Consider the following 20,000-nt stretch of genomic DNA (forward strand, 5'->3'; position numbering starts at 1 on the left):
GTTCGTTTAAGTTTAAATTTGGTTTGGTAGGGTAAGGGAAGATTTTTTTACAACTAAATTGGCTGAGCAGGAGCCATGGATACTTTTAGTAATTGGGCTTTCATAATCGAAAAATCATAGCATACTCGTTCATAAGGTGAATTGGTCTAACAGTTGAATTATATTTGGTTAGGCCAATGTAGCGTTGAAACGCTGCCTGGAGGGGGGTAAATCTTAAAAATAAAGGGAGAAATTCTTAAATGGCCAACAATTATTCTTGCAAAGCGTAATCCGACGGTGTTCTTCCAAACTGTTTTACGAACTCTTTGCTGAAATATTTGGGATCACTAAAACCTACGTTATAAGCAATCTCATAAACGGTATATACATTTTGACAAAGCAGCTGAGCGGCTCTCTTCAAACGCACAGACTTGATGAAATTATTTACGGTAAGGCCGGTCAGCACTTTAATCTTTTTATAAAGAATGGGAGTACTCATTCCTAAATCCGAGGCCAGGGTATTTACATTAAAATCAAGACTGGTAAAATTACTTTCAATGAGGTCCATCACCTTATTCAAGAATTCTTCGTCAGAAGATTCTATTACAATATTGGAAGGCTGCAAGGTAATCTGCTGACTAAACTTCCTTCTCATATTTGCTTGAAGCATGAGCAGGTTAGAAATTGTCAGTTGCAGACTGCTGATGCTGAAAGGTTTGGTCAGGTAGGCCTCTGCTCCTGTTTTCAAACCATTCACTTCATGAATATTTCCGGTACGGGCGGTGAGGAGAATCACAGGAATATGACTGGTTCGAATATCTGTCTTTAACGTACGACAGAGTTCCAGTCCATCCATTACCGGCATCATAACATCGCTGACAATCAGGTCCGGTATTTTTTCGAAGGCCAGCGCCAATCCTAATACCCCATTGTCTGCCTCCAGAATTTGATAAAATGGCTTTAAAGATTGTACAATAAACTCCCGGACTTCAGGATTGTCTTCGACAATCAATAAGGTCACCTGTTCATCAGTAACTTTTTGTTCTGATGCTGGCACCAACATCACCAGCTCTTCCATATCGGTAGCCGGTTCATAATGTGCCGGATTTTCACTGTTCAAAAATTCAACCATCAATTCTTCTTTTGAAAAATGGGAACGTCCCAGCATCAATCTCAAACAAAAACAGGTATTCATGTCTGCCAGATGCATGTCTTTTTTCTCCGATAAGAACAATCCTCCGTGATGGAGCTGCGCAATCTTTCTGGAAAGGGCAAGACCAATTCCAGTTCCACTATTTCTGGAAAGGGGGTCTTTTACCTGGTAGAAATTGGTAAAAAGCTTATCCCTGCTTTCTTCAGGAATACTTTTTCCATTGTCGCAGACACGCAATTCAACAAAGCCATCGCTGGTTTTAAATACTGACAGGCGAATGACCCCCTGATCCGGCGTACACTTAAAGGCATTCGATAGCAGGTTGTACAACACTTTTTCCAGCTGTTCATTGTCGAAGTAAACCTCAATATGTTCTTCCTCCGACAAAAATTCATATTTGAGCTGCTGCCTGATGGCCAGGTCCTGAAAAGAAAGAAAGATCTCTTTAGCAAAGCTGACAATATTTCCAGGTGCAATGTTGAGCCCCAATTTACCAGACTCCGCTTTTCTAAAATCCAGTAATTCATTCACCAGTCTGGTCAGTCGTCCTGCATTTCTACGTACCAGGAGGAGTTTCCTGTTCAGTACCGGAGATTCCCTGGTCTCCTCAATCAGACTTTCCAAAGGCCCTTCGATTAAAGTTAGGGGGGTTCTGATTTCATGGGAGACATTGGTAAAAAAGTCCAGTTTCATTTGATACACTTCATGTTCTCTTTTCAGGAGTGCCCGAATCCAGAGGAATCTGGAGAACAGGAACAGCAGGCCAAGGAAGCAGGACAGGTAAATCAAATAGGCCCACCAGGTTTTCCAGAAAGGCGGGTTCACATGGATGATCAGCCTGGTCGGCTCTGGATTCCATACCCCATCATTGTTGGATCCACGGATCAATAAAGTATAAGTTCCAGAAGGAAGGTTGGTAAAGGTTGCCGAAGGACTGTTCACATAATTCCAATCTTTCTCAAATCCTTCCAGCTTATAGGCATACCTGTTCTTTTCCGGTTTAATATAGTTGAGTATGGCAAAATCTACCGTAAAAATATTCTGATGGTAAGAAAAGGTCAGTGCTTTGGTGAGGCCGATATTTTCAGTTAACAATTCCGTCTCATCGCCAATGGCAACCGGCTTATTAAAGAGTTTCAATCGTGTAAACACCACTTTAGGCACCCGGTTATTGTCCTTAATCTGATCCGGAAAGAAACTCAGCAGCCCATTGAATCCACCAAAGAAAAACTCTCCCCTGCTGTCTTTAAAGAAAGAGTTATAATTGAACACATTGCCGGGAAGGCCATCTCTAACAGTATAGGTCTTGAATTTTTCACGATCAAACTTGGACAAGCCATTATCAGTACTGATCCAAAGGTTGCCTTTATCATCTTCCAACATGCCCAATACCACATTGCTAGGCAAGCCATCATCCTTCGTAAATGCACGAATAGTTTTTCGCACGGGCATATACCGGATCAGACCAGACTCATAACCACCCAGCCAGATATAACCTCTGGAATCTTCCTGAATAAAATTGATGTCATCGAGCAGCATCCGTTCATCATTGGTCTTAAAGCGCTTTACCTGAGTAGTGTTCGGCTCCAGGATATAGGTTCCAGAGCCACAAGCCATCCAGACATTGCCTTTTGAATCCTGGAACAAGGTACGCACCACCTTTAAATCATGTTCTGGATGACGACCGTAAAAATGAGAGAAATTATCTGATCCTTCATTATATAGGTGAATACCACTGGCACGAGTACCAATCCAGAACCGCCCTTGCCGGTCATGAAGTAAAGCCACAATGCGGTTAGAGTTTAAGGCAGCTGGATCTGCCGGATTGGGCTTATAATGACGAAAGGTTTTGGTCTCCGGTAGATACAAATCCAGCCCACCTTCGTAAGTACCCACCCATACTTTTCCATTGCGGTCAATGGAAACTGCTTTGACCAGTGTTGAACTTAAGGAAGCAGGGTTCTCAGGGTCATGCCTGAAGCTGCTGAACTTACCCGAAGTACGGTCATAATAATTCAGCCCTTCCGCTTCCGTTCCAATCCATAAGTTGTGTTTGGTATCCTCCACAATAGAGCTCACCACATTACTGCTTAGCCCATTTTTCCCGATTTTAGATTTGTATCCCCGGAATGGTGTGGAGTTGACATGGTATACATTTACCCCACCATAATAGGTACCCACCCAGATCGAGCCGGCTGCATCCTGCATCAGATCGTAAATAGAATTCTGATTCAGGCTGGAAGGATCATCAGGAAGATGGTTTAACACTTTTATCGCGAAAGTCTCCAAATCGATGATATTGATCCCGTTTATAGTGGACACCCATAATTTACCTGCTTTAGTCTGCAGCATCTTTCGGATCACATTACTGCTGATGGTATTCGGCTGTCCCTTTTTATATCGAAAATGCCTGAAGGATCCGGTTGACCTATCCAACAGCTCCAGTCCGCCACTATGTGTACCGATCCATAAATTGTGTTTATGATCTTCCAAAATGGAGCTAATATCATTATCGCTTAAGCTCTCCGGACGATTGCGTTCATGAACGTAAGACTTATATATATATTGTCCATTTTTCAGCTCCATACTGGTCAGCCCCTGAAGGGTACCCACCCATAGCACATTATTATGGTCCTGAAAAATGGTTTTGATCAGGTGGTATGTCTGACCTTTATCCGGAACAGGCCTGGTCATGAAGCGCTCAAACTTATCGGCTGCAACCAATTTATTCAAACCACTATCTGTGCCTACCCAAATGAAACCCTGATGGTCTTCATAAATACTCCTGATGATGTTATTGCTGAGGCTGTACTTTTTATCCGGATGGTATTGGAAGCGCTTAAAAGAATTGGTTTTCGGCAGGTATAAGTTTAGCCCTTTCTGTGTCCCTACCCATACATTGCCCTTGCTATCGGTAAGCAGGGCATTGATGTTCATACTGCTGGTTAAAGAAGACTTATCATTTTTATGGTATTTATAAATTTCGAAATTCTGGGTGTTGAATTTGTTGAGGCCATCTTTGGTTCCAAACCACATGAAGCCCAGACTATCCTGCGTAATGGACAATACACTGCTTTGCGACAATCCGTCTTCTACGGTCAGGTGATTGAAACTAATCTCTTTGTGTTGCGCAAACGCTCCTATAAAGGAAAACATCAGCCCCAGAAAGAATAGTTTAAAGTGGTTCATTTTGGTATAGGCATACAATATACTGAAAATTACTACAGGCTATTGTGTTATCTGGTCAGGGGTAAATGTATATAATTTACCAGAATTTCTCCTATTTTCAGCGGTATTAATACATGAGGTACCCTGATCAGGCTTTATTGGTTCAACCAGTTTTTGAAGGCATCAGCCCGTTCTTCACTGACCACTACTTCCAGTCCTTCCAGTGGAGCAGGTTCCAATACAATTCTAACCCTGTTCTCGACAGCTTATACATGGTTGTATTTGCAAACAACATAGATTGTGTAAACCTTTAAAAGAATCTTTTGTAATCTACCTTGATATTATTAATAACTAATTGTTTAGAAATAGCTTATATTTTACTTTATTTCCTCTATAAAAACTTTGTCTTTCATATTGAACGCGATTATAAATCACCATTTTTATGTAAGTTTATATCATAGCATTTGCAGCTAAAATATACTAAAAAAAAGGTGCGTTATTCGGGAAGTCGAATTCCAAAACCATCCTTATACCATTTAAACGTTGATTTTTGCACTGGGTTCGAATCCAAGCGGGATCACAGCTAAGATTATCAAAATGTATAAAACCCTGTAAACTTAATGTTAGCAGGGTTTTTGTTTTTTTAGTGCCTTTGTTGAACAAACAGAGACTTTTTCCGTAAATGCAAAGTGAAAATCTCATAGGATTTTCGATAATGCGCGTGGGGGAAATAACTGATTCGTGTAAAATGAGCGATTTGGTGTGTTATGCAAATATTTTCTGTCGCTCCAACTTCAATAGGACTAAAAATGGGGATAGTAATAAAAATGCCTCGGCCGAAAGGATAAATGGACTTCAAACAATCTCTAATTATTAATATAATTCCTAATCCTTCTTGACATCACTTTTCCAGTTATGCCACTAATTACTATATCTTCAATTTTATCCGGAGCCTTTAACCAGCTAACTTGCCAAACTGGAGATTGATTATCAGAAACTGCCCTCTTAATTGAAGTCAAATATCCAGGATTTTGTGGTATAGGCCCTTTTTTTAATGGAATTTTTTCTTGTTCTAAAAACTGAACAAGTTGTTCAAAGGTAAATTTGAAAGGTGTATCATAATCGATGGTTGAAGTTAATTTCCCTTCTGGATTAAAGCTGTACCAGATTCCCTTTTTAAAAGTTCCATATAATACATTAAACTCCAACCCTTTACTTTTTACATTTCCATTCTGATGATAAATCTTTATTAAATTAAAGTACGCATTGCTGATTCGCTGCTCCAACCTATACTCTCCATAATTGTCACCAGAGAACCTGATATTGTCGCCATTTTCTGCCTGAAACTGGTAATCGTAAACCTCTATCTCAATCGCCTTTCTATCAGGCAGTATTTTAGTACCATGGCTTTTATTGGCTTTTGCCTTCAACTCGTTTAAATCAAGTTTTTCGAAATCACCGGAGACCTTTGGTAGCTGCATATTTTTAGAATTTATAGTAGTATTTGGTTGATGTTTTTGACCACTGCAAGATAATGTCGTTCCAGCTAAAAGAATAGCAACAAATAAAGTTTTAATCTGGAACTGTCTGCTTATTTTCTTCATGACGGTTAATTATAATAATCTCCTGTTATTCATTTTCTGCCGCGGCATGTGCAACTTTCCATTGCCAATGCCATAAATTAGTTCGTTGTATATTAACCTGATGACTATAATCCATTACATTATCTGTTTTCTGAATCTTGAACGTGAATTTTGCTTTTGGCGCAGCCTCTACATTGACAAACGTATGAGGTAGATCGAGGGAATGTAGAAACTCATGAGCTGCCGTTTCATCATTTTTTGTAGGGAAAAGAACAACGTTATCTCCTGATGAATATCCATTCAACCCCTGCACAGTATTAGTAGTATCAACATATCCACCACCATCATTGAGATAAAATGCTTTAAAATACCCATTATATCTAGAAGGAAGAAGACTGCTCAGAAATACTTCCATCGACTGAAAATTACTGGGTCGATGTGAATTTCTTGTAACCGGAGCAGTCGAATAATCATCTGCATAATAGGATGCAATTTGTCCGCTATTTATATATTTACTATCAAAATCAGGAAGCGAACTCACATCCAGCATATCAGTTGCAACCTCTGGATTAACTAATGCCTGATTCAAAAATTTTCTAAAAAGATCTTCCTGGCCTGTAGTAGCGATATAAGCATTAGAAATGCTCGTTTTAACAGCAACAAGTACAATTTTTTTCTTTTTTCTTTGAACGTTCGCCCAAACTTTTAATCTTCCAGCAACAGCACTCGTTTTTGTTCCATTAGCAGCAGTTTTAATACTACGTATCGTTATCACCTGATCAACTGCGAATTCTTTCTTACACTCAATAGTTACTGCATCATTTAACCTCTTAATTCCTCTCCCTCTTGCAATCACTTGTTTTGGTGTAATTACAAAATTTGGATTATCATCAAACTCCAATGAATCCGCATCTTCTTCAATATCCACAATCAAACTTAAAACTGCCTGTGTATTAGAATAAGTAGTTGGACGTTCAGGAGTACCAATCATTTTAGGAAATAAGCTCAACCATGAAACAAAGTATTCTTCTTTAATAGGATTGTTATTGGCATCTTTAACTTCCACACCAGAACTATCCTTCTTATTTCGCCATGGAACTGTGTGCTTATCATACTCAGATTTTAAGGTCAAAAATGGACCGGAATTTAATACACTTTCACCATTATTTACACTAAAATCCGGACCAGCAGAATTAATATCCCTGTAGATATTTGCCGGAGTATGAGGTGTTCTGCTATAATATTTCCCTATAATTGTTTCATACTTTACATCACCAACCATACTTGGACTTATATCTGCCAGCCTTAACCAATCAAAACCATAACCATCACCTTTCCAACCAACTTTGGGCCTAAAATGAACAATTATTTTAGCATCTATTTGCTTTGAAGGTATAACTGGCTCTCCAAAAACGACTCCATCATTTGAATTCTCAACAATTTTCCCTGCGGCATTTGTGTTAATTATCTCCGCAAAAATAGTATAATCGTTCTTTGACACCTCATTAAAAACACCATTCGATATTTTTATAATATTTCCTTTACTCATAGCTGAGCGGCTAATGCTGTAATATTGCTTCTTTTAAAAACCATGTATATTAGTTATGAGTACGTTTATAAATAGACCTATCAGCAAAAAGTTTGCCACATTTAACTGAAAAAAAATAATTTATAGTAAATAAATTAAGTTATTTCCATAAAAGAAGAGCAAAAAAATTGTGCTGCACTAATCTGTTTGCCAGGTAATCTGGCCCGTATAAATACTGTTTGAAATACTTTTGTGATTTTCCGAAATGAAAGAAATATAGGTCTCGGCAATTAAAGGGGCTCTGGTTTTGGGCATCTGTAAGTAACCAAACCCCTCAGCCCTTTTAGCCGCATTAAGTTGATGTATAGCGACTCGTTTTTCAGGTAGATAGACCAATAGCATCGCCTGGTCACTAGCCTTTATTCCATGAGCCGTAAATTTGGAGTCCCAGCTGAATAAAAGGCTATCATCTGTTGCTTTTACCCTGGTCATCGGGGTTAACGGCATTTTACCCTTGCTCAATAAAACTTTGGTAAAATCAATATGTTGTAAAGGATATGTGCCGGTAATTGCATTTAACCTTGTATATGAAGCAGCTACATCATAATAACTTTTAGAAACCTGCTTTGCCGCCAACTCAAATCCAATTTTAATAAACTCTCTGACAGATTTCAGAAAAGCTGAAGTTACTGCTGTTGCCTGCCAACTGGATAATACTGGTACAGTGGGCTTATCTGTACGTATACCGATTGTTCTTTTTACAGTTTTCCCATACAATCTGTAAGTTACAGTATTGCCGATTTTACCTGTAAATCCTTCATCTGAACCTTTTCTTAATATTGCCATAATCGTAATTTTTAGATAAACTACCTTTATTTTCTATTCAAGATAGTAAATTATTCTTAATATACAATTACAACCAAGTTTGGTTTCTAAACTCTATTCTAGCAGGTTTGAACTGGGTTTGAAGCAGGTTTGAAGTAGGTTTAGGTGGTTCAAACCTGCTTCAAACCTAGTTTAACCCTTCATCAACATAGAAGAGAAACCGACTAGAACTACAACTTGTTGTCACGTCGTATAATAGCTATACAAGTTTGAAATTAATTGTACCAGGGTTATACGTTCTAAATTGATCATTGTAAATGAGCTATAAAAGAGCTGATTCAGGTAATTTTAATTCTCTTTTCTTCCCTCTTTTTTTTTAATGTTCCATCAAAAAATCTTAACGCTTCCCTCTATCAAGATACATTGGGAACTCTCCCCCTCTATTTTGCACCTTTTTAAATAAAAACTACAAAATCTATAGATTTTATATTTTTAGTAAAAAAGAATACTATATTTGCCTGACCAAAAGGACAATTTAGAATCTAATGAGAACAGACTTACATTTTATAAAAATGAAAAAACACAAATCTAAAGAAGGGACTAGCTTTCTATTAGACAGTCACTGTTGTTGTTGATTCTGTTCAGTAGTAATACCTGAGCAGGACTAAAATATCTGCAAACCCATAGTACACGTTGAATCTCACCAGATGACGAAATTATTCATATGGCTTTGCTTTGCAACCTAACCCTCTTCCAATAATCTTCAAAAACCAACGCCTAATGCCAGTTATCTGGCCAGCGTATAACCATCAAACCATTTAAACCCAATACGATGAAGAAACATTTACTCATTATCCTTTCATTTATATTCACGGCAAATTACGTTTTTGCCCAAAGTGCAATAACAGGCGTTATAAAAAGTAGTAATGGTACTACAATACCGCATGCGACAGTAACGATCAGAGGTACTAAAATTTCTGCAATTGCAGATGTTGATGGCAAATTCAGTATCGATTCAAAACAAGATCTTCCATTTTACCTGCGGGTCAGCTCAGTTGGCTACAAATCTCAGGATTTTCAGATTTTGAAACTTCAAAATACACCTTTCGAATTGGTTCTGATCGAGAGTGAACTCTTAGATGAGATCGTTGTAACTTCAAGAAGACGTTCGGAAGTGTTGCAGGATGTCCCTATTGCAATCACTGTAATTGGTGGCCAGGCCGCTGAAAATGCAGGAGCTTTTAATGTTAACCGCTTAAAAGAGCTGGTTCCTTCTGTACAACTGTATGCTTCGAATGCCAGAAATACCACACTTAATATCAGAGGTCTGGGTTCAACATTTGGTTTAACCAATGATGGTATTGATCCTGGAGTAGGTTTTTATGTAGACGGGGTATATCAGGCCCGCCCTGCCGCCACTTCTACAGATTTTCTTGACATTGAACAAATAGAAATCCTTCGCGGCCCGCAAGGAACATTATTCGGCAAGAATACTACTGCCGGTGCTTTTAATATCACTACAGCAAAACCAACTCAAACTCCAAGTGGAAAAGTTGAACTGAGTTTTGGAAACTATAACTTTATGCAAGCAAAAACATCGGTTTCGGGTGCTGTTGCAAAAAATCTTTCAGCAAGATTATCTATCTCCGGAACTCAACGCGATGGTACAATCCTAAATACTAAAGAAGAACGCAAATATAGTGGCCAAAACAACCTTGGTTTTAAAGGTCAGTTATATTACACGCCATCAGATAGATTACAGATATTATTAAGTGGCGATGTAAGTATCCAGCATCCTGCGGGTTATCCGCTTGTTATTGCAGGCGTTACAAAAACAGAAAGAAGTGCTTTCCGTCAGTACGCAAAAATTATTTCTGATCTAGGATATCAGCAACCTGTAATAGATCCTGCATCCAGAACAATTAATACCAATACGCCCTGGAAGCATGACCAGTCAATTGGTGGTATATCCGTAAATGTTGATTATAAGATAGGTAAGGGAACGCTTACTTCGACTACGGCCTGGAGATTCTGGAACTGGGACCCAACAAACGACAGAGATTTCTCTGAAGTGGCAGCACTGACCAAATCCCAGGGAAACTCCCGCCACGATCAGTATTCACAAGAACTCAGATACGCTGGTAACCTATCTGAAAAAGTAAGTGGCGTAGTTGGGTTATTTGCACTTGGCCAGAATTTGAAAGGATTAGACCAAACCGAAGAGGTTGGTAAAGATCAGTGGAGATTTGTGCAAACTAGTAATACCGGTACTCAGGCATTATATTCCACTCCGGGCTTGTTAGATGGTTACGGTATCAAAACCAATTCGACCATTAAATCATTAAGTGCTGCCGTATTTGCACAGGTTGACTGGGAGTTTCTGAATCACTTTCACATTCTACCTGGTTTAAGATATACTTATGATAAAAAAGATGTCAATTATGACAGGACAACTTATGGAGGTCTGCAAACTACTAATGCAGATTTACTTGCTCTTAAATCTGCAGTTTATAATAACCAGAGTTTCAGTACCAATGTAGACAACAATAATTTGTCTGGTAATATCACACTGTCATACCGCCCTGGTGCAAGCTTAAACGCTTATGGAACATTCTCAACTGCTTATAAACCAGTAGGTGTCAATGTGGGTGGTTTGCCAACGACTGCTAATGGACAAGCCGACTTGTCCCTGGCCGTAGTGAAACCAGAATATGTTCAACATTATGAATTAGGTGTTAAAACCAAACCAATTAAAGGTGCAATAGTAAATGTCAGTGCATTTACTACAGATATTAAAGATTACCAAACGAATGTACAATCACCACAACTAGGTGTAAACAGAGGTTATCTTGCAAATGCAGAAAAAGTTAACGTGAAAGGTCTGGAAATTGATGGAAATTATCAATTGGGAAGGTTCTTAACTTTAAATGCTGCCCTGGCCTATCTTGACGGAAAATATGTAAAATTCACAAATGCACCGTTACCATTAGAAGAAACCGGACATACAGAACTTGTAAATGGTGTAGCTACACAGGTGGCATTTAAAGATGCTTCAGGAGGCAGGTTACCAGGTATATCTAAATGGAATGTTTCAGGTGGTGCAGAGTTCAGTAATCCTGGAAAGCTAACTACTTTAATAGGTAGATATTTTATAGCTGCAGATGCCAGCTACCGTTCAGAATATTCTTCAAACCCAACGCCTTCAAATGTGTTAAATGTTGAAGGTTACGCGTTGCTGAATGCCAGATTAGGATTTAAGTCGGATAAGTTCTCTGTATTTTTCTGGGCCAGAAATATCGCCAATAAAAATTATTACGAACAATTACAAGCTGCAGCGGGTAACTCTGGTTTATACGCAGGTGTACTTGGTGATCCAAGAACTTATGGAATTACACTCCGCTATAACTTTTAGTATCATTTGATTAATATAAAAAGAGCCATCTCATAAAATTAGATGGCTCTTTTTATATTTTAAAAAAACAGTTCTGTTATTGTATGCTTAGCTATTCTTAAACTTTAAGATTGCCTCTGGAGTAACGGGTGTAAAGAGGTTCACCAGATTACCATCTGGATCTCTTAATAATAAAGATTTATTTCCCCAGGGCATTGTTGTTGGTTCCTGCACAATACAGTCCTTCAAGAAAGCTGATAACTTTTCGAAACGCTGCTGCACATCATCAACCATAAATTCAATAATGACACTACGGTTGTGTGCAGGCTGCGCTACACTATTACCGCCAAAAAACTGCAAGGTTTGCGTACTTCCAATAGCCAGGGTTGCTGTTTTGGTCTTTATCTCTGCAAAATCGGGAGTGTATCTGATCGCGGTTAACCCTGTTACCTGTTCATAAAAATTGATGAGTTCCTCTACCTTGGAGGTAATAATCCGGATGGACATTAAATTCATAGCCTATTAATTTGATTGTGCTACGAAGGTATCGGGTGGTTATGACAACTGTTTGTCAGGGCTTATAAAGTTTTTTTCTTTTTCTTGCAGATATTCCTGAAGGCTGAGCTGATGTGGCGGGAACTTAAGATCAGTTGGATAAACGGTTATGATCCTATCTAACCGAAACATCCTGAAATCATTTCTCAATCTGCAAAAGGCAATCAGCGTCCAATGTTGTTGCAGACTGTAATAGAAGGCAAAGGGCTCAATGAATCTTTCTATACTTTCATTTTTACCTTCTGCCTGATAAGTAATCCGCAGCACAGTAAAGCTGGTCAGTGCATTTTGAATTGAGGATAATGAGTTGCTGGTAGACTGCTTAAGGCTGGCTGGACTAACCGCGACACGCTTAGAAAGTAGTTCAACTTTATCCTTTGCTGTGTAGCTCAGCACAGCTTTCACTTTATCCACGGCATCTTTATAGCAAGTGATCAATGAACTATCTTTGTTCAGGTTGATCAATTGTCCGGCTGTGATCAATGCATTAGCCTCCTGTTCGGTAAACATAACCGGCGGAATTTTATATCCTTCTGCCAGTGAGTAGCCTTTTCCTTCAAGACTGGCTATGGGAACGCCAATCTGTTCTAAGACCTTTATATCACGGTAGATAGTCCGCACGCTCACAGCAAATTTCTCTGCCAGACCTGTCGAATTCACGATCTTTTTGGTCTGCAACTGTAATAAGATTGCACTTAGGCGGGTAAGCCTTTTTATGTCGGTATTGTTGCTCATTGCTTAATTATCCATCATCAAATATACGAAAGCAATAGGTTTTACAGGATTCAGTCAGTTAGGATAATCAAACTGATCGTTGTACTATTTTACTGGATTTCCTGCTGCATCAAATAAAAGATCCTTACCATTTACTTCTGCTTCATAACGAATGGTATCATCGGATTTAGTGATTTTTGCCGATTCAGCTATCTTTACTCCTCTTAGTTTTGAAAGTACAGCTACAGGTAATTCGGTAGATTTGATTGCCACTTCAGTTTCTATAAGAACACCATTAGCCGTATAAACCTCCGAAGTCTTTTTTCCATTCAGCTTAAAACCTGCTTCGTAGTTATTTTTCTCCATTTCCCAGCTGGCTTTGGTTGCAGGATGCAGTTTGGTGAAGGCAGTTTTCACCGCAACAGGTACTTTTCCAGCAGTTAATTTCTGAGCTTGTGAGCCACTAACAATACCTACAGTCAACATTAAAATTCCAATTATCTTTTTCATAGTCTTAAATTTTACTTAAAACTAAAATCCAATCATGTGAAAATTCTGAAGCTAATTGGGCGTCTGTTCAATTGTTTTCTGTTGAAGATTACACTTCCGATGTGGTTAAGCCAAATTTTTGCTTAAATGAAAAATAAAAATGCGACAAATTTTCAAATCCCAAATCCAAATAAAAATCGGCAGGTTTCTGCTGCTTATGTTTAATTAAATAATGAGCTTCATCAAGACGCTTTTCCCGCAACCATTGCTTGGGCGTAGTGCCAAATACTTTGGTAAAATCCCGTTTAAATCCTGAGAGGCTACGTCCCGTGAGCCTGGCAAATGATTCGACCGAAACATTGAACATATAGTTTTGGTTCATAAATTCTTCCAGATCCATTTTATAAGGTTCAGAAAAATCGAAGAGTATATTTTTAAAATCAGGGTTGCTTTGTAAAATCAATTCAATCGCTTCCCTGATTTTTAAATCTGCCAATCGGGGTGTCGCCTCTTTTTTCTTATTGATATACGGAGCCAATGAAATGAAATAATTCTGCAGAAAATCATTAGGCTCAAAAAATAATTTTTGTTTGCCTTCGTAGCGTTTTTCCACTATAATTTTATTTTCAAGTGCATATTGCCGCAAGGCCTCCTTATCGAGCGTAATGGAAAGAAATTGGTATTTCCCCAATTTGGAAGGATACTTAATCGTCCGGACCAATTGATTTTTTCTAACCAATACAATCGCATTTTCAGGAATGATGGTATTGCCAGCTGCATGAAATGCGTGCGTTTCACCTGATAGTTGAAATCCTAAAATATGTTCGGGAATAAACTCTTCATATCCCCTGTGCATTTCAAAAGCACAGGAATACACCAACCTGTCAAAAATTATTTCACGATGTCCTTCCATACTATAAATATCTTAAATTTTAAGAGAGTATAACGGCTCCTGCACTTGCTATTTCTTTATCCTGCCCTGGTGCTCCACCCGATGAAGCGATGGCTCCAATGATATCACCCTCTTTATTTTTAACAACAACACCGCCTGCAATCGTTAGTAATCCGTCGTTTGAATTCAGCATTCCATATCCGTGTAAATCAGCACCGGAAACTATAGTCCCCATCACTTCACTATCTATGCCGAACATTACAGCTGTTTTTGCTTTTTTCACAGCAAAGTCAATGACACCATAAACACTGTCTAATCTTGCAAAAGTGACTAAATGCCCGCCTGTATCTACAACTGCAATACTTACAGGAATGTTTAATTCTTTTGCCTTTTCTATTGCTGCGTCCAATGCTTTGGCTGCTTCCTTATAAGTTATGTTCATCATCTATTTTAGCTTTTTGCCGTCCAGGCTGCTGCCTGTAATTGCTTTACAAAATCTTCCGTTTCTTTTGGATGTACATTCCTAAAGTTGGAATTATCATCTAATACCACATTTACGATAGTATCTGCCATTGATTGTGGATCTAACTGGTTTGCCAATGCTTCGGCCGTACCATCAAAAACAGAGGAAGGCGTAAAATTGGTTTCAGGATTGTACCAACGAGAGATTGTATCAACGCCACGATCGTTAAATCCGGTGCCAAATACCCCAGGATTACAAGTTGCAATCTTGATGTTAAATGGAGCCAGTTCCGTTTTCAGACCTTCTGCAATTGACCCCATTGCATGTTTCGACGCACAATAAGCAGCAACATAGGGAACCGTCCACAATTCACCCATAGAAGTAGTAAATACAATTTTACCCGCTTTTTTCTGAGCTATAAATTTTTTGATGAAACCTTGTGCAAGTTCAAGCGCACCGAACACATTCACTTCAAACATTGAACGGATCAAATCTAACGGCTGCTCAGCAATTGGGCCGCCTTCCATAATACCTGCATTACTGATTAAAATATCGATGTCGTATTTTTGATGGATATAAGCAATATCACGAGAGTTCGTAACATCCAGTTTGTCAACAATAAGTTCTATTCCCTGCTCCTTTGCTTCTCGTATTAAGTCGCTCATTTGCGGATAGATTTGTGCGGTAGCAATTACCTTATGTCCTTTTTTTGCCAATTCAAATGCAACGATTTTCCCAAAACCACTTGCAGCTCCTGTAATTAAAATTGTCTTGCTCATTTTTTATCGTTTAAAATTTTATACACCAAAGTTGATCTAAATAACTATATATATCATTGCTGTGAAGTTCAATTTTGTATTGTCGTAAGGTTCAGAATACATAAAGCCCTGCAAATATTAATTCGCAGGGCTTTTGCTTTTTAGAAAGACTGACCAAACAGATGTATTACTCTGTAAAAATGCTATGTTCAATAACAATTCCGTCTCCTTCCCTCCCATATTTCGGCACAATAAACCCTTGGGTTTCATAACGGTTAGTCCCTGAATTGTAATACCAGTTTGCACATCCGCTAATCTGTAATTTAATGTGATATACATGATCATAAGCTTCCTTTTGATAAGGACTAAAATCTGGTAGTGAGGCATGAAGATCGTCCAGTTCTTTCGCATATTCATCATGAATTCTCATACCTTCAGCACAGGCTTCCTGGTAAGAAAGCTTATACTGGTTCCTTAGAATGAACACAATATTCAAGCATTCAGCTTCTATTTCCAATTCTTTTTTCAGTGAAGCAAAATCATTTTGGATGACAATTAACAATCCCAATAGCTCTCTGCAGCGCTGAATAACCGGGTGGTTATATATATGTACGGGTAATGCGAAGTTAGTAGCCGCATCTATCAAATCCCCAAACGGCCACATTCCTATAGAATACTGTCTGAAAGTAAAATAATGAGCAAGTAATGGATAAGTTCTCACTTTACCCTGTTTAAATGGTATTTCTTCCATCATTCCATATATCATAAACTCATAAAAATTGAGAGAAACACGTTCTATATAGAATTGAGGCATTCCGTTTACGATCCATTCTTTTCTTGCCTCTGCCATCTGCCGGAGTATGCCAATTTCATCCGGACGCGGATCATCACCAAGCATCACCTCGTAAACCCTGTCTGCTATAGTCTTTAATTCCTTTGCAGGCGTAACCCCAAAGTAATCATCAAAAAGCGTAATATAGAGCATCAGCCGTGCGCAGGGACGCATAAGATCTATGTTATCACAAGTTGGGTTCATAAAAGTTGCTACTTGTGAAAGTTTCTGCTTTTTACACCTTTTTATTCCTTCCTGAGAAATAAAAGTATAGTCATTATCATACCAGCCAATTTCTTCTATATCAAAACTGGTGGCTATCGGGCTCTGAACGGTAGGCCATGGATAATAACATTTTGGAACTATTAATTCTTGTTTCATATGTTTCTTAGTTTTCTTGACGAATGTGTTTTATTTCAAAATCCAGTTTTTTTTCACCTTGTATGCCATATTTTGGGGTAGCAAAACCTTCAGGCGTATAACGCTTTGTCCCTGATTTGTAATACCATTCATTAAGGCAGGTAACCATTAGTTTGGTATGGTATACATAATTTTCTGCTTCTTTTTGATAATCGCCGAAGTTGGGCAGGCATTGGGAAATCTCCTCCAGTTCAACAACGAAGTCATCGTGAATCTTCATTGCCCTAGCAAGTGCTTCTTCAAAAGAAAGATGATGTGTATGGTGAAGTAAAAGTATAATGTTAAAATTTTCATTTTCAGTTGCCATTTCTTTCCTGATAGATGCAAAATCGTTTTGTATACCTATAAGAATGGACTGGAGGAACAATACCCGTTGAATTGCCGGATGTTTGTGAATATGTTCTGGGAGTGCATATCCGATTGCCGGATCAATCATATCAACATAGGCTAGTTGACCTATTGAACGACTCCTTATTAATAGGTAGCGGGATAGTGTAGGATAGGTTTGCGTAAGTTTAAAATGGGTTTCTTCCATAATTCCATAAGTGACAAATTCCCAAAAGCTATTTGCCATTCTTTCAATCCAAAATTGAGGCATACCATTAGTAACCCATTCCTTCCTGGCCTGTTCCATTTGTCTGAACATTCCTATTTCGTTTGGACCGACACTATCACCTGTCATTACCTCAAAAGCACGGTCCCTTAGCACCCTAACTTCTTCGAGCGGCATAATTTCCACATAATCATCAAAGTAGGTTTCGTACAATAAAAACCTGCATACCGGCCTGAGCAGATCTGCATTGGTTGTTGTAGGTCCCATGTAAGGCGAAACTTTTACTATATTCTGATTGATATATCTTTTCACGCTCTCAGGTCCCATAAAGGCGTAATCTTCTTTTATCCATTGCTTTTCTTCTTCATCGAATGTAAACATCAATGGGCTTGGAATATATGTCCAGGGATACTTAGGAATTGGGACATCGATCGTTTGTTTCATAATTAAAACATGTTAGAGTTTGTGAGTTTGATATTCCAATAGTTAACTAATTTGTCTTACGCATTCAGCCGATGGAAATCCATTCAGGGAATTATACCGCTCCATTTTAGCTGATACATTCTTCCAGCCGCTTAAGGTCATACTGATATAATGAACCCGGTTAACAACGGTATCCTGCCAGCTGCCAAAATCTGGCAAGGATTTTTGAAGCTGAATAAATTCTTCCAATGCTTCATTATGGATGCGCAGATCTTCCAGGCAGGCATCTTCCAATGAAATATTCTGATTATGCTGGATCACTTTTACTACGTTGTAATAGATACTGTCAGTCGCTTCATCCTTAATAACAGACTGTACTTCATTATAATAGACCATCATCCTGCTCGCCAGTGCTCTGAGGCGCTGCATCACAGGATGATTATGTATTTCATCCGGTAAAGACAATTTAGTTTCCACATCTGCCAGTTCTAAAAATGGAAAGAGACATAATGAATCCTCACGGATAGCAATACACTCTTCAATACTGGGGAATGATTTTTTACTTTTATAGATTAACTCTTGCTCTAAACCGTTAAAATACTTTACCAAAGCACCAATAAAGCGTTGTAGAGATTCGACAGAGATAAATTGCAGAAGTTCTGCTCTTAAAGAAGCCAGTAAACCACCTAATGGAATCCTGGATTCTTCGGCAGTCAAATCTCCTCTGAGTACTGCTATCGAACGTTCATGTACGACACGAACTTCCTCTGGCGTTCCTTCTTCATATTTATCATCATTATAGAGCGTCCATAACATGAACCGGCAAATGGGTTTCAGTTGTTCAGGGCTAGCCGTAGGAAACCACTGAGAAGCAATATGAGCAGTTTTTGTCTTTTTGTATTTCTGCCTGGTGCCGGGGTCATCCACATACAGCCAAAGATACTCCCCGTCTATCCATTGATTGTCCGTAATCTCCTGTAAGACATCAGCCGAAGGATTCTTCAACATCGGGAATGGATAATGAAATTGCGATAGAATGTTAGTGTTCATTATATAATTCTTTTAGTTTACAAACTCAAAGCAGGACTCTTTTTAATCAATGATGAGGCTACCTGTCTGGCCTCAACGTCACATGCGATATAATCATCCAGAGATAAGACTTCTATGAATGGCAGTCTTGAAATAGTACTTTCAATGATGTCACTCATTTGAAGAAATCCAACTTCCTGGTTCAAGAAGGCATTTACTGCTATTTCATTGGCTGCATTTAAAATGCAGGGGATATTTCCGCCTCTATACAAAGCCACTTTAGCGAGTGAAAAATTCCTGAATGTTTCACCGTCAATCTTTTCAAAACTTAAATCACAGGAGTTTTCAAAATCGAAACGGGGAGAATATCCGGTTATCCTTTGCGGATAAGACAAAGCATATTGAATAGGTAACCTCATATCCGGTATTCCCATTTGTGCTTTGATACAGCCATCTTCAAACTGTACCATACTGTGGATAATGCTTTGTGGATGTATCACCGCTTCAATCTGATCAGGCAGTACATCAAAAAGCCATTTTGCTTCTATCATTTCCAGCCCTTTGTTCATTAATGAAGCTGAATCAATAGTCACTTTTGCCCCCATCGACCAGTTTGGATGTCGCAATGCGTCACTTACGCTGATCTTTTCCAGATCACCTGTTTTCTTACCCCTGAATGGTCCACCAGAAGCTGTAAGAATTAACTTTTCAACTTTATTTAACTGTTCACCTTCCAGACATTGAAAAATGGCCGAATGTTCGGAATCTACAGGTAGTATAACAGCACCACTGATACGTGCTGTTCTGGTGATCAATTCTCCGGCAACGACTAAGGTCTCTTTATTAGCTAATCCAATTTTTTTACCCAGTTCAACAGCTTTTAAAGTCGGTTTTAAACCGGCATATCCAACAATAGCTGCAATCATGATGTCGTATATATCCATTTCAGCGGCCTCTTCAAAGGCCAGTAAACCAGCGATGACAGCTGTTTCAGTAACAAATAATGCCTCTTTTACCTGATTGTATTTTTCTTCCTTACCAATCACAACAAAATCTGGCTTAAACTCTTCTGCCTGCCGGATCAGTAAGCCAGCATTGTCATAAGCAGTAAGGATAGTAACCTTAAACTTATCAGGGTGCTGCCTGATCACATCCAGTGTCTGGACTCCAATAGACCCTGTTGATCCAAAAATCGCAACTCTTATTAAATCTGGCATAACGTATTTAATTAGGGTGAATAACTCC

General features: G+C 38.7%; 16 protein-coding genes. 2 read left to right on the forward strand and 14 right to left on the reverse strand.

What is annotated here, in order from left to right; genetic code table 11:
• Window positions 1-250: 250 nt before the first annotated feature.
• Window positions 251-4,321, reverse strand: a complete 4,071-nt coding sequence (locus tag HDF25_RS16695; protein ID WP_184626770.1) for a hybrid sensor histidine kinase/response regulator transcription factor — start codon at window positions 4,319-4,321, stop codon at window positions 251-253.
• A gap of 113 nt (window positions 4,322-4,434) precedes the next feature.
• Here HDF25_RS16695 and HDF25_RS16700 point away from each other — a divergent pair, with 113 nt between their 5' ends.
• Window positions 4,435-4,614, forward strand: a complete 180-nt coding sequence (locus tag HDF25_RS16700; protein WP_184626772.1) for a hypothetical protein — start codon at window positions 4,435-4,437, stop codon at window positions 4,612-4,614.
• Window positions 4,615-5,166: 552 nt separating this feature from the next.
• Here the strand turns inward: HDF25_RS16700 and HDF25_RS16705 are convergent.
• From HDF25_RS16705 to HDF25_RS16715, 3 genes are all read right to left on the reverse strand, one after another.
• Complete coding sequence (locus HDF25_RS16705) at window positions 5,167-5,904, reverse strand: hypothetical protein (RefSeq protein WP_184626774.1); 738 nt, start codon at window positions 5,902-5,904, stop codon at window positions 5,167-5,169.
• Window positions 5,905-5,929: 25 nt separating this feature from the next.
• On the reverse strand, window positions 5,930-7,432 hold the full coding sequence (locus HDF25_RS16710; protein ID WP_184626776.1) for a hypothetical protein: 1,503 nt from the start codon (window positions 7,430-7,432) through the stop codon (window positions 5,930-5,932).
• A gap of 177 nt (window positions 7,433-7,609) precedes the next feature.
• Window positions 7,610-8,257: a DUF6266 family protein gene (locus tag HDF25_RS16715; RefSeq protein ID WP_184626778.1), complete on the reverse strand. Its 648-nt coding sequence runs from the start codon at window positions 8,255-8,257 to the stop codon at window positions 7,610-7,612.
• Between the two features lie 811 nt (window positions 8,258-9,068).
• On the opposite strand from HDF25_RS16715, the gene HDF25_RS16720 reads away from it, so the two are divergent.
• Complete coding sequence (locus tag HDF25_RS16720; protein ID WP_184626780.1) at window positions 9,069-11,648, forward strand: TonB-dependent receptor; 2,580 nt, start codon at window positions 9,069-9,071, stop codon at window positions 11,646-11,648.
• 87 nt (window positions 11,649-11,735) lie between these two features.
• Here HDF25_RS16720 and HDF25_RS16725 read toward each other — a convergent pair whose 3' ends face one another.
• From HDF25_RS16725 to HDF25_RS16770, 10 genes are all read right to left on the reverse strand, one after another.
• Window positions 11,736-12,143 (reverse strand): VOC family protein, encoded by a 408-nt coding sequence (locus tag HDF25_RS16725; RefSeq protein WP_184626782.1) that lies wholly within the window; start codon window positions 12,141-12,143, stop codon window positions 11,736-11,738.
• A gap of 39 nt (window positions 12,144-12,182) precedes the next feature.
• On the reverse strand, window positions 12,183-12,917 hold the full coding sequence (locus tag HDF25_RS16730; protein WP_184626784.1) for a helix-turn-helix transcriptional regulator: 735 nt from the start codon (window positions 12,915-12,917) through the stop codon (window positions 12,183-12,185).
• Window positions 12,918-13,001: 84 nt separating this feature from the next.
• A complete protein-coding gene (locus tag HDF25_RS16735) occupies window positions 13,002-13,406 on the reverse strand; it encodes a hypothetical protein (RefSeq protein WP_184626786.1) in 405 nt (134 codons plus the stop codon).
• An 88-nt stretch (window positions 13,407-13,494) separates the two neighbouring features.
• The gene (locus HDF25_RS16740) at window positions 13,495-14,298 is read right to left on the reverse strand and encodes a helix-turn-helix domain-containing protein (protein ID WP_184626788.1); all 804 of its coding nucleotides are present in this window, start codon (window positions 14,296-14,298) and stop codon (window positions 13,495-13,497) included.
• A 19-nt stretch (window positions 14,299-14,317) separates the two neighbouring features.
• Complete coding sequence (locus HDF25_RS16745) at window positions 14,318-14,722, reverse strand: GlcG/HbpS family heme-binding protein (RefSeq protein ID WP_221450932.1); 405 nt, start codon at window positions 14,720-14,722, stop codon at window positions 14,318-14,320.
• Between the two features lie 5 nt (window positions 14,723-14,727).
• Entirely contained in the window at window positions 14,728-15,519 is a 792-nt protein-coding gene (locus tag HDF25_RS16750; RefSeq protein WP_184626790.1) for an SDR family oxidoreductase, read from the reverse strand.
• 166 nt (window positions 15,520-15,685) lie between these two features.
• Window positions 15,686-16,711: a terpene synthase family protein gene (locus tag HDF25_RS16755; RefSeq protein ID WP_184626792.1), complete on the reverse strand. Its 1,026-nt coding sequence runs from the start codon at window positions 16,709-16,711 to the stop codon at window positions 15,686-15,688.
• Between the two features lie 7 nt (window positions 16,712-16,718).
• A complete protein-coding gene (locus HDF25_RS16760; RefSeq protein WP_184626794.1) occupies window positions 16,719-17,747 on the reverse strand; it encodes a terpene synthase family protein in 1,029 nt (342 codons plus the stop codon).
• A gap of 42 nt (window positions 17,748-17,789) precedes the next feature.
• Window positions 17,790-18,776: a terpene synthase family protein gene (locus HDF25_RS16765; protein WP_184626796.1), complete on the reverse strand. Its 987-nt coding sequence runs from the start codon at window positions 18,774-18,776 to the stop codon at window positions 17,790-17,792.
• Between the two features lie 17 nt (window positions 18,777-18,793).
• Entirely contained in the window at window positions 18,794-19,972 is a 1,179-nt protein-coding gene (locus HDF25_RS16770) for a 1-deoxy-D-xylulose-5-phosphate reductoisomerase (RefSeq protein ID WP_184626798.1), read from the reverse strand.
• Window positions 19,973-20,000 lie beyond the last annotated feature (28 nt).

This window comes from Pedobacter cryoconitis (genome assembly GCF_014207135.1).
Taxonomy (GTDB): domain Bacteria; phylum Bacteroidota; class Bacteroidia; order Sphingobacteriales; family Sphingobacteriaceae; genus Pedobacter; species Pedobacter cryoconitis_D.